General features: G+C 61.8%; 16 protein-coding genes. 8 read left to right on the top strand and 8 right to left on the bottom strand.

The window, feature by feature from the left end; translation table 11 throughout:
* Positions 1-1095 (top strand): phosphotransferase, encoded by a 1095-nt coding sequence (locus tag GGR44_RS09670; RefSeq protein WP_183955384.1) that lies wholly within the window; start codon positions 1-3, stop codon positions 1093-1095.
* A gap of 30 nt (positions 1096-1125) precedes the next feature.
* On the opposite strand, the gene GGR44_RS09665 is transcribed toward GGR44_RS09670, so the two are convergent.
* Together GGR44_RS09665 and GGR44_RS16945 are read right to left on the bottom strand one after the other, a co-directional pair.
* Positions 1126-1479: an SDR family NAD(P)-dependent oxidoreductase gene (locus GGR44_RS09665; protein ID WP_246344508.1), complete on the bottom strand. Its 354-nt coding sequence runs from the start codon at positions 1477-1479 to the stop codon at positions 1126-1128.
* Positions 1476-1661: an SDR family NAD(P)-dependent oxidoreductase gene (locus GGR44_RS16945; RefSeq protein ID WP_246344506.1), complete on the bottom strand. Its 186-nt coding sequence runs from the start codon at positions 1659-1661 to the stop codon at positions 1476-1478. The genes GGR44_RS09665 and GGR44_RS16945 overlap by 4 nt, the downstream gene beginning before the upstream one ends.
* A gap of 247 nt (positions 1662-1908) precedes the next feature.
* Between GGR44_RS16945 and GGR44_RS09660 the strand changes: the two genes are divergently transcribed.
* The 5 genes from GGR44_RS09660 to GGR44_RS09640 all read left to right on the top strand — a co-directional run bounded on the left by GGR44_RS09660 (position 1909) and on the right by GGR44_RS09640 (position 5816).
* On the top strand, positions 1909-2259 hold the full coding sequence (locus tag GGR44_RS09660; RefSeq protein WP_183955383.1) for an SDR family NAD(P)-dependent oxidoreductase: 351 nt from the start codon (positions 1909-1911) through the stop codon (positions 2257-2259).
* Positions 2260-2282: 23 nt separating this feature from the next.
* Positions 2283-4430, top strand: coding sequence for a molybdopterin-containing oxidoreductase family protein (locus GGR44_RS09655; RefSeq protein WP_183955382.1), 2148 nt, complete (start codon positions 2283-2285; stop codon positions 4428-4430).
* Between the two features lie 10 nt (positions 4431-4440).
* Positions 4441-4695, top strand: a complete 255-nt coding sequence (locus GGR44_RS09650; RefSeq protein WP_183955381.1) for a hypothetical protein — start codon at positions 4441-4443, stop codon at positions 4693-4695.
* Positions 4692-4856 carry a nuclear transport factor 2-like protein gene (locus tag GGR44_RS09645; protein ID WP_183955380.1) on the top strand — a complete coding sequence of 55 codons (165 nt, stop codon included), beginning with the start codon at positions 4692-4694 and terminating at the stop codon, positions 4854-4856. Before GGR44_RS09650 ends, GGR44_RS09645 begins: the two co-directional genes overlap by 4 nt.
* A gap of 75 nt (positions 4857-4931) precedes the next feature.
* Positions 4932-5816 (top strand): helix-turn-helix transcriptional regulator, encoded by an 885-nt coding sequence (locus GGR44_RS09640; protein WP_183955379.1) that lies wholly within the window; start codon positions 4932-4934, stop codon positions 5814-5816.
* A 70-nt stretch (positions 5817-5886) separates the two neighbouring features.
* Here GGR44_RS09640 and GGR44_RS09635 read toward each other — a convergent pair whose 3' ends face one another.
* The 5 genes from GGR44_RS09635 to GGR44_RS17210 form a co-directional block, all read right to left on the bottom strand.
* On the bottom strand, positions 5887-6669 hold the full coding sequence (locus GGR44_RS09635) for a hypothetical protein (protein WP_183955378.1): 783 nt from the start codon (positions 6667-6669) through the stop codon (positions 5887-5889).
* A 42-nt stretch (positions 6670-6711) separates the two neighbouring features.
* Positions 6712-7545 carry an SDR family NAD(P)-dependent oxidoreductase gene (locus GGR44_RS09630; RefSeq protein WP_183955377.1) on the bottom strand — a complete coding sequence of 278 codons (834 nt, stop codon included), beginning with the start codon at positions 7543-7545 and terminating at the stop codon, positions 6712-6714.
* A 48-nt stretch (positions 7546-7593) separates the two neighbouring features.
* Positions 7594-8961, bottom strand: coding sequence for a phosphotransferase (locus GGR44_RS09625; RefSeq protein ID WP_183955376.1), 1368 nt, complete (start codon positions 8959-8961; stop codon positions 7594-7596).
* On the bottom strand, positions 8958-9350 hold the full coding sequence (locus GGR44_RS09620; protein ID WP_183955375.1) for a nuclear transport factor 2 family protein: 393 nt from the start codon (positions 9348-9350) through the stop codon (positions 8958-8960). The genes GGR44_RS09625 and GGR44_RS09620 overlap by 4 nt, the downstream gene beginning before the upstream one ends.
* Before the next feature lie 102 nt (positions 9351-9452).
* Positions 9453-10010 (bottom strand): MBL fold metallo-hydrolase, encoded by a 558-nt coding sequence (locus GGR44_RS17210; protein ID WP_425511313.1) that lies wholly within the window; start codon positions 10008-10010, stop codon positions 9453-9455.
* Positions 10011-10159: 149 nt separating this feature from the next.
* On the opposite strand from GGR44_RS17210, the gene GGR44_RS09610 reads away from it, so the two are divergent.
* A complete protein-coding gene (locus GGR44_RS09610) occupies positions 10160-11395 on the top strand; it encodes a cytochrome P450 (protein ID WP_183955373.1) in 1236 nt (411 codons plus the stop codon).
* A 430-nt stretch (positions 11396-11825) separates the two neighbouring features.
* Positions 11826-12509 (top strand): TetR/AcrR family transcriptional regulator, encoded by a 684-nt coding sequence (locus GGR44_RS09605; protein WP_183955372.1) that lies wholly within the window; start codon positions 11826-11828, stop codon positions 12507-12509.
* A 139-nt stretch (positions 12510-12648) separates the two neighbouring features.
* On the opposite strand, the gene GGR44_RS09600 is transcribed toward GGR44_RS09605, so the two are convergent.
* Positions 12649-15000, bottom strand: coding sequence for a TonB-dependent receptor (locus GGR44_RS09600; protein WP_183955371.1), 2352 nt, complete (start codon positions 14998-15000; stop codon positions 12649-12651).
* Between the last annotated feature and the right edge of the window lie 226 nt (positions 15001-15226).

The following is a 15226-nucleotide window of genomic DNA, read 5'->3' as shown; positions in this document are numbered from 1 at the left end:
ATGCCTCTGGATCATCCAACCTCGACGGCTGGCATCACTGTCGATTATATCAACGCCCTCATGGCCACGACCATGGTCGATGCGCGGGTCGATGGGGTCCGGATCGTCGACGCCAAGACCTATGGCGAACAGATGGTGTCGACCGCCGGACGGGTGGTGATCGAAGTCGATTATGCCCCCGGCGGGCGCGCGGATCTTCCCACGCGACTGGTGCTGAAACTGACCCGCGCAGTCGATCAGATCATGGCGCCCTTCTACGCCAATGAGGTGGCGCTTTACGTCGGCATCCGGCCGGAACTCGACATCGAAGCGCCGCGCTGCTTTGGCGGCGACTTCAATCCGTCGACGACCCATTTCGGTCTGTTGCTGGAGGATCTGACCGCCCGCGGCGCCCGTTTCCCCAATGTCACGATGCGCACCGGCCCGGACGATATTCGGCCGCTGCTCGATCAATTGGCCCGCTTGCACGCGGGATTCTGGCAATCTCCCCGTTTCGAAAAGGATTTGCGCTGGGTCGAAAGCCATATCAGGGGCGGCGTCGCCACGATGATGAACGAGCTTGCGCCGGCCTATATCGCGCATGAGGTCGAGACCGAAAATTTCAAGCGCGAACTGGTTCAGCGCCTGCGCACCACGCCCGACCGCCTGCTCGCGGGCGTGCAGGCGGTGCAGCGGCATCAATCCACCCTGCCCCAGACGCTGCTGCACGGCGACACCCATCTCGGCAACACCTATAGCCTGCCCGACGGGACGGCGGGCTTGCTCGACTGGCAACTGACGGTGCGCGGCCATGCGATGCATGACGTCAACTACATCATCACGACCGGCCTATCGATCGGCGACAGGCGGACGCATGAACGCGACCTCCTCGCTTATTATCTGGACCGGCTGGGTCAGGAAGGCGTCATGGAACGCCCGTCCTTCGACGATGCCTGGGAAGAATATCGGCGCACTCTGGTCTGGGGCGTCTATATCGGCTGGCTGACCACGCCGGTGGTCAATTATGGGTGGGAAATCAACGTCATTAATCATCTGAGGCTGACCACGGCCTATGAAGACCTGGACACAGCGAAACTGGTCGAGGCGCTGCTTTGAAGTCGCAGCAGGCGCCTCATTCGCTCACGATCATAATTGGTTGCTTCCCGGCGCCTGAAACAGCCTCTGGAAGTCCACCATCGTCGGCTGATGTGCGGTAAAGCCGCCATCGACCGGGATCATAGCCCCGTTGATGAAGCGGGATTCGTCGGAGGCGAGAAAGGCCACGACATTGGCGATATCGCGCGGGCTGCCCAGTTCGGGATTGAGATGATGGTCGCGCAGCACGTCCTTCACCGCCTGAGGCGTCGTCTCGATAGCGTTATCGCTCAGGACGAAGCCGATGACATTCGACCGGATACCCTGCGTGCCATATTGGGTGGCCAGGAAACGGCTGAGATTGATGAGCGCCGCCTTGGACGCGCCATAGGCGGTCAGGGTCATTTCCCCCAGCAAGGCAAATCCCGACGCGGCATGGATGAGCGAGCCGCCTCCACCCTTTCCGCCAGAATGTCGGCAAGGATGACGGTCGCGCCGCGCCGCGCCAGCACGCTCGCCACTTCCCTGCCTATGCCCTGCGCGGCGCCCGTGACGATCGCCACCCGCTCTTCCAACGCACCAGCCATATGATATGCCCTCCGTTTCCCCGACCAGCGCGGAAACCGACGCGGATCGCACCTGCAGAACGGTAGGGAAAAGGCTCCGGCGGCTCCGCGCCAAGGGGCGGTGTCGACCTGTCGATACCGGCGGCGATTGCCAATCTGCATCAATCGGAGGCGGGATAACATCTTCCGGCTTTGGAGATAGCATCGGCCATGTTCCCACCGAGCGGCTTTGGCTAGTCTGCTTTGAAAAGGCAGAGGGAGCGACGATATGGGACGACTGCAAGGCAAGGTCGCGATCATCACGGGCGCAGGGTCGGGCATAGGGGAAGCCACCGCCCGTCGCTTCGCCGCAGAGGGCGCCTATCTGCTCGTTCAGTCGCGGCAGACGAGCAAGGCGGAGGCCACGGTCGCTGCTATCCGCGACGCAGGTGGAACCGGCGCCGCAATCTGGGACCGCACCCTGTCGGTCAACCTGCTGGCGCTCGCGTTGATGCGCAAATATGCCATACCGCATATGGTCGCGGGCGGCGGCGGGTCTATCCTGTTCAGCGGTTTCGGCCGCAGTTCGCAGCGTGACATGCTCTATACCGCCTATGCCGCCGTGAAAGCCGGACAATGAACCGGGAAGCAGGAGAAGAGGATATGCGCGAGGAACGAACCTTTTGCCGGATTTGCACGGCCCATTGCGGGCTGGTGGTTGCAATCGACGATGATGGCCGCCCGGTCGCAGCCCGTGGCGACCGTGACGATCCGCACAGCCTGGGTTATATCTGTTCCAAGGGTGCGTCCGCCCCGCAGGCGCATACGCATGAAAGCCGCCTGCTGCATCCGGTGAAACGCATGGCCGACGGCAGCTTCCGGCCAATCCCGCTGGACGATGCGCTGAACGAAATTGCGCACCGCCTGTCGGCGACCGTCGAACGCCATGGACCCGACGCCCTAGCCGCCTATCGGGGCACGGGCGGTTTCTTCACCACGGCGGGCCTCGGTATCCTGCAGGGATTTCTGGACGCATTCGGCTCGCACAAACTCTATACGACACTGACGATCGACCAGTCCTGCAAGGTCGTTTCCGCCTATCGTCTAGGGATCTGGCCGGCGGGCCTCCATTCCTTCGCCACGTCCGACGTGGCGATGATGTTCGGGGGCAATCCCTTCGTATCGATGGCGCAGTTCGACGCGCGCAATCCCGCCAAACGCATGGCGCAGGCGAAGGCGCGCGGCCTCAAGGTCATCGTCATCGATCCGCGCCACACGGAAACGGCCCGCCACGCCGATATCTTCCTGCAACCGCTGCCCGGTCACGACGCGGCCATCGCTGCTGCCATGATCCGCATTATCCTGGCCGAAGGGCTACATGACGCGCCGTTCTGCGCTGAGAACGTGACCGGCCTGGACGCCCTGCGCGAAGCGGTCGCCCCCTTCGACGCCTTCAGCGTCGCGGCGCGCGCGGGCATCTCGGCCGAGGATCTGATCGCGGCCACCCGCCTGTTCGCCGGAGAGGGGAAAAGGGGAACCGCCTTGTCAGGCACCGGGATCGGCATGACGCGGCATTCCAACCTTGCCCAGCATCTTGTCGACACGCTCAACATCCTGTGCGGGCGGTTCGTGCGTGCCGGTGAACGCATCGACAATCCCGGACTGGTGATGAATCCCGGTCCCAAGGCGGCGCAGGTCGTCAATCTTCCCCGGCCATGGGAAACGGGGCCGCGCTCGCGCATCGGCGACTTCGGCCTGATCGGCGGAGAGATGGTGACCGGCACCCTGGCCGACGACATATTGCGCCCGGGGGATGGCCAGGTGCGGATATTGTTCAATCATGGCGGCAATCCCGCCGCCGCCGTGCCCGACCAGCGCAAGATGACCGAGGCGCTGAAATCGCTCGACCTGCTGGTCAGCATCGACCCGGTCATGTCGGAAACGGCACGCCTGTCTCATTATGTCCTGCCCCCCAAATTGCAGTTCGAGCGGCCCGACATTCCGATCTACCTGTTCGAGGCGGCATTGTTTCCCCAGCAATACACCCGCTACAGCGCTGCAATCGCCCAGCCGCCGGCCCAGGCGGAGCTTTGCGACGAATGGCGCGTTTTCTACGAGCTGGCGCGGCGGGCGGGCCGCCCGATCGACTTCATGGGCTCGCCCCTCGACATGGACGCGCCGCCCAGCGAAGACGATCTGATCGCGCTGACGCTGCGCGACGCGCCGGTGACGCTGGAGGAACTGCGGCGGCATCCGCAGGGCTATTTCCATTCCCAAGAGACGCTGGCGGACCCGGCCGACCCCGCCACTGCCGGGCGCTTCACCCTCTTCCCGCAGGACGTGGCGGCGGAAATGGCGGCGATGACGGCGGATTTTTCGGCCGAACCTGATCGTCGCTTCCCCTTTCTGCTGTCAAGCCGACGATCGCGCCACCGGATGAATTCGATCGGCAACACCCTGCCCGACCTGCAAAGACAGTTCAGGCGCAATCACGCCTATATGAACCCGGACGATCTGCGCGCCCTCGACCTTGTATCGGGCGACGCGGTGGAGATCATGTCGGATCACGGATCAATCCTGCTCGACGCGCAGGCGGACGACACGGTGCGGCGCGGCGTTGTGTCCGTCTCCCATGGTTTTGGCGGCCTGCCCGATGACGGCGGCGACTGGCGCGACAAGGGCGCGTCCCCCAATCTCCTGATCAGCACCGACCGGGACATCCAGACCATCAACGCCATGCCCCGCATGACCGCCATTCCCGTCGACATCCGTCGCCATGTCGACACCGCGCCGATACCGGAAAGCTGCTGAGGACCAGATTATGACATTATTGGGTGAAGACCAGCCTGAATCATTGGACGAAGCGGCCGCCCGGCTGGAAAAGACCAAGAAGATCGCGGTCGGCCTGCTCGATGCGATGGCCCATGGCGACAAGGCGGAATTCGACCGGCTGCTCAGCCCGAAGGCGACCTGGTGGGTCATCGGCTATGGCGAATTTGATCGCGCAACGCTGCTGCATCCGCTGACGCGCACCCTCGACCGCGCCACGCAACGCCGCCACGCCGTGCTGGGGTGACAGCCGAAGGAAACCGGGTCGCCGTCGAGTCCGAATCGGAATTTCACTTTCCCGAACGCATCTACCGCAACAACCATCATGATCTGGTCTTCATCGAAGGCGAGCAGATCAAAAGGGTAATGGAATATCTCGATCCCCGGGCCTACGCCGGGGAGATTTGAACAACCTGCCATCTGGCAGGACGCACGCGACCGGCCCCTTGCGTTATGCTCTCCCGCAAACAGCTGGAGAGGGTGATGGTTGCCTCGATCGACCAGACTCTGCAAACCGATGCCGACCTTAGGGTGCGCGCCGAAGCGCATCATGTCGGCCAGCTTTACGAGATCGGCGCCTATACCGCCGATATCGCCCAGGATTGCGAGGGGCGCTTCCGGTCCGACTGGCACTATCTGCAAATGTCCATCAGGGATGACCCGCCGATCTTCAGCCAGTTCGTCCCCCAGGCGACATCCCAGTGGCATCGCAATGGCCGATGCGTGTTCGTGCCGGCGCGACAGACCGTTGACTGCCGCATTTGCGCGGGATCGCGAACGATGCTGTCGTGCCTGATCGATCCAGCCCTGCTGAAGGACGAAGAGGGGCGCGATGTCCCGTGGAACAGCCTGCCGCCAGATCGCGCGGCCGACGTCGTCAGTCCATGCCTTCATCTCATCTTGCAGCGGATATTCGACGAACTGCTGCGCCCCAGCTTCGCCGGGTCATTCTACATTGAAACGGCGGTCGCATTCCTGGGTGCGGAAATCGTGCGGTGCCTCGATCCCGCCGCTCGGAAGCAGTCCCACCGGAGCGGGACGCTTACGACAAAGCAGATGGCTTTGCTCCGTGAGCGGATCGAAGCCACTGGCGAACGTCCGCCGACATTGCTGGAACTGGCAGAACTGGTGTCGCTCAGCCCGGGCGTGTTGTCGGAACGCTTCCAGCGCAGCACGGCGCGCACCCTGAGGACCTATGTCGCTGAAAAGAAGCTGGAGAAAGCCCGGGCGCTGCTGACGAAACGCGGCCTGATGATGAAACAGGTCGCCTATCTGAGCGGGTTCAAAAGCGCTGCGGCTTTCGCGACAGCTTTCCGCCGGGAATTTGGCCTTACCCCCAGCCAGTTTCAAGCCGGCATTCCGGATTGAAAGCGGACGCCTACAAGAGTTTGTTTGGAAATGCGCTTTTGGCGCATCCGCACTGGCCCGGCCTGATCCCTCAGCTCATGGCGAGTTTTTCCGCGCCGCCGGTGCGAACGCGGTCGCCCATGCGCGCGCGGGCTCGCTCCTCTTCGGCCAGGCCCGCGGCGGTGGGATGCTGGACATCGTCCTTGGTCAGGCGGGGAGTCGCCCTGTCCCACTGCGTGATGCGCACGCCTTCGGGCGCCAGCATTCCGCTCTGCGCCAATATGGCGTCGGCACCGGTCCAGGCCTGGCGGGCGGCCTCGCCGTCATTGACCCTGTATATCGCGACATAGCGATAGTCGGGGGTCATCGGGATCATCTGGCCGAAAGTCCGGTATTTCAGAAAGGCGGCCGATTTGACGCCGGGCCGGGCCACGGCCTGCGGCAAATAGCGTTCCGCATAATATTCCCAGAAGGCGTCGTCTTCGCCGGAGGCGGGATTGAATTCCTCCAATATGACGCCGCCAGTATGGGCCATTTCCGGATCATTGTCCTGAAACAGCAGCGGATAATAATGGAAATCATAGAGCATGCTATCATCAATGGCGTCGGACACCTGCATCCGCGACGTCAACGCATTGTCCAGATGCTCCCGGCTGAAGCGGACCGGGTCGAAGACGTCGTAAAAGGCGAGATATTGCCAGTCGAACCGTTCAGGCCGACATGGCTGGTCGGCAGCCAACCGAAAGCGCTGCGCAGTGGCCGACCCCCGAAAGCGGAGCGCATCGCGGATATGGATATTGGTGTACCAATCCTCCATATCGGCTTCCCTGCCCGGAACGGCTTTGGTCAACACGACCAGCACGGCATCGATCATCTTGTCACCTTCCTGTCCTGCCCTATTACGCGCCCGGTCCGATCAGGCCGACCGCATGAAATTCGTGGGCGCGCCCATCATCTCCCGATAGGATATGGGTTGCTTGCCGTCCGTGTCCCGTATTCCATAGCGCGCGCCCAGTTCAGCGCCGATCAGCGCGCACCCCGACAGGGAAGCAAGCTCGGGGTCCGCGCAGAGCCGATCGAGGACAAGGCCTGAAAATTCCGGCGTCTCCCAATTGGGCAGCGCCGCGCGCAGGTCTTCGGGCATCATTTCGGGCGGCATGGCCTTCACCGCATCGGTCAGGATGAAGCCCGGCCAGAAAGAGACGACGGATACGCCATGCGGGGCCAGATCGACGGCCATGTCCGCTGTCATCTTGTCGGTCCCGGCCTTGGCCGCGCCATAGGCCGGTCCGTGGAAATAGGACACCGCGCCGTAAAAGGAGATGTTGGCGATCAGGCCCTTGCCGGCCGCCACCATCATCGGCGCGGCATAATAGGCCGCCACATAGCTGGATCGCAGGCCGATGGTGATCATATCCGCCAGCTTCAGCGGCTTTTCCCAAAACCCCCCTGGCGCGATCAGCTCAGGCCCATGAACGGCCGCGACATTGTTGACGAGCAGGTCCAGCCGCCCGTCCGTCCGCTCGCTGAGGGACGCCAGCGTCCTCCTGACCGCGTCGTCGTCATTATGATCGCATTCCAGGGCAAGGCCCTTGCCACCGGCACGCTCGATCTCCGCGACGACCTCCGCCAATTGCGCCGCGTCGCGTCCGGTCACCGCGACCATATGGCCGCCCGAAGCAAGGCCGCGCGCGATTCCCCGCCCCAGTCCGCGGGTCGCGCCGGTCACCAACACGATCTTCTGATCCATATCCACTCCCGTCAGCATTCCGATATTCTGACCTAACCCCTGTCGGCCCTATCGCGTCGCGGGCAGGACGACATTACGGGCCGCTTCACCCAGCGCCGTTGGCCCGAACAGTTGAAGCCGCCTGCCCTCGATCGTCGCAAGCAGGTGGATCAGCGTTGCATCCTCCTGCGGTCCGGCCGTTTCGATATGGGTTTCCAGCGCCTGAGCGGCGGCGTCCCAGCGGTCGAACGAACGGCCCAGAAGCGCGGAAACGTCCGCGATATTGCGCGCCACCATCGCCGCGCCATGATCGTCGGCGCGCCGCGCCCATTCGATCAGTTCCGCGACCTGCGTCTTGTGCCCTTCGGCCGCCTCGCCCGTGACCGGCAGGGTGGCGAGGGTGTCGGCCAGTTTTGCCAGCAGGGGCGCATTATCCCCGCTGCGTTCTTCCAAATCCGGCAAGGACGGCAGTTCAACGCCTGACAAATGCGACAACGCCAGCAGGATGGAGCGCCGCAGCGACAGGTCGAACATCAGATAGACGGAATGCGGATCGCCCGGGCATGGCTTGCCGACGGTTCCCGTGAACTGCATCGTCCCCAGCAGGGAAAATTGGAGGACGTGAAAAACCACCGCTTCATGATCGACAGGCTCGCCGGTCGCTTCCTCATAATAGCGCACCAGTTCGGGCAGCGGGGCGCCCAGCGGTTCATAGCTATTGCGCATCCCCATGGTCGCTATATCGACCAGCGGGTCGCCGATCATCGAGAATTCGAAGTCGTAAAGCTTGGTCATCGCGCCCTTTTCCACCAGATACTGGCCGGAATCGAACTGGATGAAGCTGGCACGATGGCGATCGCGTGGCAGGTTGCGGCCCAGCCAGCGGATCACGAATTCCAGCAGCGGCTCCGGCCGGCTCTTGGTCCGCCGGTAGTGGGGCATATAGGCATCCAGACCCGCCAGCGCGATGGCCTCCGCGCCCTGGGGCCGATGCAGTCCCGCCTCCAAGAACGGTTCAACCGGCAATCCATGCATCGCGGCGACCGCCTGCATGTAGGTGCGGCCGACGGCGCTTTTGGTCGAGGCGTCCAGCGTCGAAAAATCGCGCCTTCCCTCGATAGCCTCCATCACGATACAGGGCGGACTGGGCAGATATCCGAGGATTTCCGGCACCGGCAGCCCCTGCCTGTGCAACAGGTCGATGACGTCCGCCTCGCGCTTGAGGTCGGGGAAAATGGAGACGTCGCCGCCGCGATCACCGCGCAGATGCAGCCTGCGGACGGCGTCGCCCTGCTTTACATCGACGAACCAGGACGGACGCCAACGGACCAGCCGTTCCAGACCGACCACCGTGCCGCCAGTCTGTTCCTCCACAAAGGCGGTGATCCGTCCGACCGCCGCATCGTCATAATTGTTGAGCGCCGTCGCCTCCGTCATGGGGCTTGCTGTCCGGCGGAAAAGGCCTCGGCCACGGCGCGGGTGTCCATATATTCCTTGCCTGAAACGATCTGGCCGTCACGGATCATCAGCAGGTTGTGATATTCGTTGCGATAGACGCGGTCGGGAAACACCATCTCGCCCCTGACCTCCACGGCGACCCGGTCCCCTTCGGCGGTGATCCCCACGATCTCCGCCGTGCGCCGTTGCGCGCTCAGCAATCCGCCCCTGACACTGGCGATGAAATCGGCGCGGCTCATGTCGCCATGGCCCAATATCCACCAGCGGCAGTCGGGATGCTGCAAAGCCTCGATCGTCTCGATATCGCCCTGCTCGACCGCCTGCATGTAGCGGCGCGCCACCGTCTTGTTAGCCTCCAGATCGGCCATGCTCTCCTCCGCAACGACAGCTTCACAGCCCTCGGGTCTTTGCCGGGAGCGTTAGCGCGTTCATTACCCCCTTCCTTGCCAGCCCTATTAGCTGGCGGAACCCTATCCACGGGCGGGCGGCCTGCTGCCTTTCGCTCCACACTGTCCTGCCTCGACAAGATCAGCAAGGCCCGCGTCCAAAATGGGTTGGACGCTGTCCTCGAAAACGCCGAGATTATAGTCGATGACCGCATGATCTTCCCGCCCGATCCCCCAGCGTTCGACTTCCCGCCGGACGAGAAGGAAGCGGGCGTTGGGAAAGGTGGGAACCCAGCGGCCATATTGCCTGCGCGTATTCCAGCCGCAATGATCGCAAAGCAGATGCGTGCAAAATATGATGTCCACTTGTCCCGGGGAAATCCCCGTCGCGCGCAGGCGATCCAGATAAGGCGTTTCGAGCTGGTGAAAATGAGGCATTACCGGCCGGTCGCGCCCGTTGCCGGCGCAAGGATCGATCAGGATGACCACATCCTGACGCCGCAATATCCAGCTCTGGAATACAAGTTGAAAGCTTCGGGGGGCGGAACCCGTATTGGCGCCGGCTTCACCAGTCAGCAGAGCGAAGGGCACGTCGATGCGCGCTTCCTCCACCCGTTTCACTTCCAGGTCGCCACAGCGCATGCAACAGCATCCCTCTCCTGACGTCGGGATAGGGATGAGGGCGGAAGAACGACAGCGGAACATCACGGAACTGCCCGGTTTTGCACCTTGGCAAGACGGCCGCGACTGGTCGATAATTGGGGTATAACATCATCTATCTGGAGCGAAGGATGGCAACGCAATTCGTCGAAAGCGTGGAAGGGCTGGAATTTTCAGATTTCGATCCTTTCAGCGCTGAATTTCGGGAAAACCCCGAAAAATATCATCCCTTGCTGCTGGCGCAATCTCCCGGATTCATCACCATGGAAGGCGTCCCGTCGGCTTACATCGCGGGATTCGCCCAGTGTCAGGCGGTGCTGCGCAACTTCAAGGGATTTTCGAGCCTGAAGCCCAAGGGGCTGCCGGGCATGGAGCGGATCGACTTTTTTAACGGCCTGCCGGTGATGAACTATTCGGACCCGCCAGATCACACCCGTCGCCGCAAGGTTGTGAACCCCGCCTTCACGCCGAAGCGCACGCAGATGCTGAACGAAAACGCCGCTATCATCATCGATTCGATGATCGACAAGATCATGGCCAACGGCGGCGGATTCGAAGCGCTCGGCGATTTCACCAAGATTGTGTCGATCGACACGCTTCTGCGCCATTTCATGGGGATCGAAGACAAGGATCAGCCGATCTTCATGAACTATGTCATGACCCTGCCGTTGCTCGACAAGATGCGGCCGGGCGACCCCAAGCCCCAGGCCTATCTTGACGCCTGGGCTGCGGGCGCAGCCTATTGCAAGGAGCAGCAGGAACTGGCGCGCAGGGGCGAATGCCGCAACCTGATTGGTGTCATAGCCGAAGGCGCCGAGGGCGGCGCCATCGATGATGACGAGATGATGGCGATGATGATCGTCCTGCTCATCGGCGGCGTATCGACGGTCGCTGGCGCCGCAGCCGCTTCGCTAATGAACCTGGCCAGGAATCCAGATGTTGCCGAGCGCGTTCGGCAGGATCCTTCGCTTGCGATCAACGTGCTTGAGGAAAGCATGCGCCTCGATCCTCCGGTCTCGCTCGTGATGCGTTTCGCGACCGACAATATCGAGGTTGGCGGCAAGGTCATCCCCAAGGGCATGCCCACCTATGTGATGCTGGGGGTCGCTTGCCATGATCCGTCGGTCTATCCCGACCCTTACAAGTTCGACATCGATCGGCCCAATGTGAAGGACCATATCGCGTTCGGGCATGGCATGCATACCTGCATCGGCAACGCGATCACGCGCAACGTGGTCCCGCTGCTGATCCAGAAGGTGGTCGGGAAGATGCCGAACCTGCGCCTGGCCGATCGGCCCGACGCTCTTGAATGGGACACCTCCACGCCCCGCGCCCGCCACATCGGCAAGCTCTACTTGCAGGCCTGAAGCGCGGTTTAAGATCAAAGGAGCCTGATACAGCCATCCGGGCTGCGGCAGGCTCCTTTTCATGGGCTGTCCTGCACCAGCGGTGTTTCGACAAAATTCATTCCGGATACAACCAGCGTTCTGCCCGCGGGGCTGGCCTGAATGACATCCCGATAGGCGGATCAAGCCGGAAGGCATGCTCCCCGATCGACCTATCCGTCACTGGCGCCTCATCGGGCGCGTGATACGCATTGGAGGGCTCTGCTAGTGATACCCCGTAACCAGGGCATCTGGGCCAACATTCGCCCGACCGCCCGTCCGACGACAGGCGGAAGAAGCGATGCGTGGGCGCATCCATTCTTCCAGCCAGATGCACGCCGCATGGGCATTGTGACCTAGACATGCTGGGAGAGCATCTGCCGTATAATGAACACCGAGTAGGATGGGTGCGATGAACTCTATGGCAAGCGGCGGGACAGTCCCACCGACGTCACCTCACCAGCCGAAAGTCCGTCAGATGAGCGAGGCGGGCGACGCGCGCCGTTTGCGCATTCTTTGTGCCGCATCCCACGAGTTTCTGGCCAAAGGCTTCGAGGCCGCCAATCTGGATGACGTCGCTCTGTCTGCCGGTGTCGGCAAAGCGACAATCTACAAATATTTCCACGACAAGTCCGACCTGTTCATCCACTGCGTCCTGGATTCCGTGACCCGGGCGGCCACCCCATTGCGGCAGGTATTGGATGCGAACGGACCGCTCGAGGAAATATTGTGCCGATTTGCGGCGATGCACATAAACAGGATGATCCAGCCGGTATTCGGGGGTCGCCCCTTCTATGAAATGGCCAGAACCCTCGTCGGCACCTCTATCAGCCACGTCGACCTGGCCAGACGATGCAAGTCGGTATTCCGGGAAAATCTCGGCGTTCCCCTATTCGATTTCTTCAGGGAAAAGATAGCCCGAGGCGAGATGAGGGGCGATGCCCGCTTTTTGAGCGAGCATTTTGCGCAGTTCATCTTCTTTACCAATTCCGTCATTCTGGAACCGGAAACCGCGCCTCATCCAGACGAAGTAGACGAACTCGCTCACAAGATCGTCGATCTGTTCCTCAACGGATGCCGGTCGAAACCGATGTGAGAGCCTGATCGGAGTCAGGTGATAGAGTCAGGTTTCCCGCCGGGTGCGAGCGACAAGTCTGTTAAGACATCATCCCAGGCCTTGGCCAAAGGCCTGAATGAACTGGCGACCGGATAGATCCGGCCGCCAGTCGCTGTCCTTATTGACCGAAGCGATAGCGCAGGCGCACGCCATACTGCCGCGGCGGCCCCATGATGACCGACTTGAAGCCGGCGCCAGGGCCGTCGAAGGCACCGTTCTGCTCATACACCCTGTCGAACACATTGTTCATGTACAGGCTGATGTCGGCGTTGCTGCCAAACACATTGTTATAATCCAGCCTTGCGTTGACCAGCGTATAACCGTTGATCGAAGAGTCGGTGAACGCAATATCGCTGGTCTTGTAGAGATCGGCATGAGCATTGATTTCGGTGCCGTCACCCAGCGGAACGGCATAATCAGCACCCAATGTGAAGGTTCTCTTTGCCACAAAGTCAAAGCCGATGGCCGCGTTGGCAGGAACATAGGCGGCGAGTTCAGGCGGAACGTCGAACCCGGTGGACTTGGGATCCAGGAAGTTTGCGCCATAGTTCAGGGTGAAGTTGCCAATCCTCAGGAAGCCATCGATGTCGATGCCGCTGATGCGCGCCGTCCCCGCCGTGATCAGCAGTGTGCCAGACTGGGGGTCGTTTGCGACATTGCAGTCGCCGTCAGGCGAGATCGGCGGTGCAGCGCCGGGCACGCAGTTCGCCAGAATCGTCCGGACGCCGGTCAAGGAGGCGGCAATATTCTTGTGCCAACCGATGAAGCCCGAGATGTTGAAGCGGAGGCGCACATCATCGGCCAGATCCCAGTCGCTGCGCATGCCGAGTTCGACATCGGTGACCTTTTGGGGTCCATAGCTCTGGAACTTGACCAGCGTACCGCCCAGGGTCGGGTTGTTGATGCCGCCCGCGCGATAGCCGCGCCGGGTGGCGGCATAGAAGAACAGGTCGGATGTCGCCTGCCAATCAAGGCCCGCTTGCCAGGTAGGCGCGCTGAACTTCACGCTGTTGGTTGCCGGCAGCTGAAGCACCGGATTGCTGGCGTTGCAATCTTCCGGGTCCACCTGACCGAAGGTGACCGTGTCGGTCGCGGTGCAGGCGGTAATCTTGTCCCAGGTATAGCGGACGCCGGCATTGGCGCGCAGGCCCTCAAGCAGATTGTCCAGGCGCACGTTCACGTTGCCGAACAGAGCCTTGCTGGTCTCATTGTAGAAGCTGTAGTTGAACGTATTCAGATAGGTCGTGGTCGTGCTGAGCACATTGCTGCCCGTCCCGGTGGGACCAAATGGCTTGCTCCTGAGATAAAAGCCGCCGAGCAGCCAGTCGACCGCTCCTGCCGTGCCTTTGAACTGAACTTCGTTCGTATACTGCTCGGTATTGTTGATCGCGCCTGCGTGGAAAACGGTGAAGCGGGCGCCACCTAGAGCGGGGTTGCCCGAAACCAGCGGGCCAAAACCGGCCACATTGGCATGATAGTCGACTTCCGTGCGGCGATAGCCGAAAATATTGGTGAACGCGACATCGTCGGTGATGTCTATGTCGGTGCGATTGGTGATGCCCAGACGCCGGCTTCTGTTGAGCGGCTCACCCGTGACTTCGACAATTCGAACGCCACGGGCTTGCTGCGCGGCCAGGAAAGCGAGCGCGGCGGGCCGCAAGGCGAGGGGATTATCCAGCAGCGGGCTGCCGGGGCGGATGTTGCGGATCACGAAGGAATCGCCATTATAATCATTCTTATAATAGTCGAAGATCGTGAGGTTCTTGATGCCATCGACGGGTTCGATCAGCAGCGAAGCGCGGATGGAGCGCGAATCCGTGTCGTCGAAATTCTTTCCGTTGACCAGATTCTTCGTGTAGCCATCGCTGGTTTCCGCACGCCCAGCGAGACGCAGCGCGACTTTGCCATCGACGATCGGGATGTTCAGCGCGCCTTCCAGAGAGGCGTTGTTGAAGCGCCCGTAGGAACCCTGGACATAGCCTTCCACATTATAGGTGGGCGCGGCGGGATAGAAGAGAACGGCTCCACCGATGGTGTTGCGGCCAAACAGAGTGCCCTGCGGCCCCTTGAGAACCTGAACCGAACCCAGATCATAAGTCGCGACGCTGCTGCCGAAGGTCGGCTGCGGCACGTCGGCGAAATAGCTTACCACGGCAGGCGAGTTGAAGCCGCTGCGCGCCTTTGCCATGCCGCGGATCTGGAATACCGAGTTTTCGCGGCCGCCCGAACCGCCCAGATAAACGCCAGGCGTCTTCATCATGAGGTCTGCGGTATCCCTGATACCCGCCTTCGTCAGTTCCGCGCCGCTGAATGCGGTCACGGACACTGGCGTCGACTGAAGGCTTTCCTCAACGCGCCGAGCGGTGATGACGATATCGTCGGCTTGATTCGACGGACGGGCGGCGGCCGAGTCCTGCGGCTCGGGCGCCGTCTGGGCATGCGCCACGTCGGCAAGAGCGAGCGATCCCAACGAACAAGCGATAGACAGCAGATGTTTCAATATTGCCTCCCCAAAAAGATTCGAAGTCGCAACATTACTGCAGCGCCCCGATACCCTACGATCTGGAGCGCTTCTGCCGGTTTATCCGAATAATGCGACAGGGTAAGACGCACGAGTTCCCGGTTTGATATCGTCGGAACCGGACCGCACGCGCTGAACCGAGGATTGCGCCTTGCAACCGTCAGCCATCTGCACC

This window comes from Sphingobium fontiphilum, assembly GCF_014196635.1.
GTDB lineage: Bacteria > Pseudomonadota > Alphaproteobacteria > Sphingomonadales > Sphingomonadaceae > Sphingobium > Sphingobium fontiphilum.
This window is presented reverse-complemented; position numbering and strand designations above follow the sequence as displayed.

Coding starts and splice junctions, on each gene's coding strand:
- GGR44_RS09620 (WP_183955375.1), bottom strand. CDS start 9,350: ATGGCCGATCTGGAGGCTAACAAGACGGTGGCGCGCCGCTACATGCAG.
- GGR44_RS09660 (WP_183955383.1), top strand. CDS start 1,909: ATGGGACGACTGCAAGGCAAGGTCGCGATCATCACGGGCGCAGGGTCG.
- GGR44_RS09625 (WP_183955376.1), bottom strand. CDS start 8,961: ATGACGGAGGCGACGGCGCTCAACAATTATGACGATGCGGCGGTCGGA.
- GGR44_RS09605 (WP_183955372.1), top strand. CDS start 11,826: ATGAACTCTATGGCAAGCGGCGGGACAGTCCCACCGACGTCACCTCAC.
- GGR44_RS09655 (WP_183955382.1), top strand. CDS start 2,283: ATGCGCGAGGAACGAACCTTTTGCCGGATTTGCACGGCCCATTGCGGG.
- GGR44_RS09665 (WP_246344508.1), bottom strand. CDS start 1,479: ATGACCCTGACCGCCTATGGCGCGTCCAAGGCGGCGCTCATCAATCTC.
- GGR44_RS16945 (WP_246344506.1), bottom strand. CDS start 1,661: ATGGCTGGTGCGTTGGAAGAGCGGGTGGCGATCGTCACGGGCGCCGCG.
- GGR44_RS09640 (WP_183955379.1), top strand. CDS start 4,932: ATGGTTGCCTCGATCGACCAGACTCTGCAAACCGATGCCGACCTTAGG.
- GGR44_RS09635 (WP_183955378.1), bottom strand. CDS start 6,669: ATGATCGATGCCGTGCTGGTCGTGTTGACCAAAGCCGTTCCGGGCAGG.
- GGR44_RS09670 (WP_183955384.1), top strand. CDS start 1: ATGCCTCTGGATCATCCAACCTCGACGGCTGGCATCACTGTCGATTAT.
- GGR44_RS09650 (WP_183955381.1), top strand. CDS start 4,441: ATGACATTATTGGGTGAAGACCAGCCTGAATCATTGGACGAAGCGGCC.
- GGR44_RS17210 (WP_425511313.1), bottom strand. CDS start 10,010: ATGCGCTGTGGCGACCTGGAAGTGAAACGGGTGGAGGAAGCGCGCATC.
- GGR44_RS09610 (WP_183955373.1), top strand. CDS start 10,160: ATGGCAACGCAATTCGTCGAAAGCGTGGAAGGGCTGGAATTTTCAGAT.
- GGR44_RS09630 (WP_183955377.1), bottom strand. CDS start 7,545: ATGGATCAGAAGATCGTGTTGGTGACCGGCGCGACCCGCGGACTGGGG.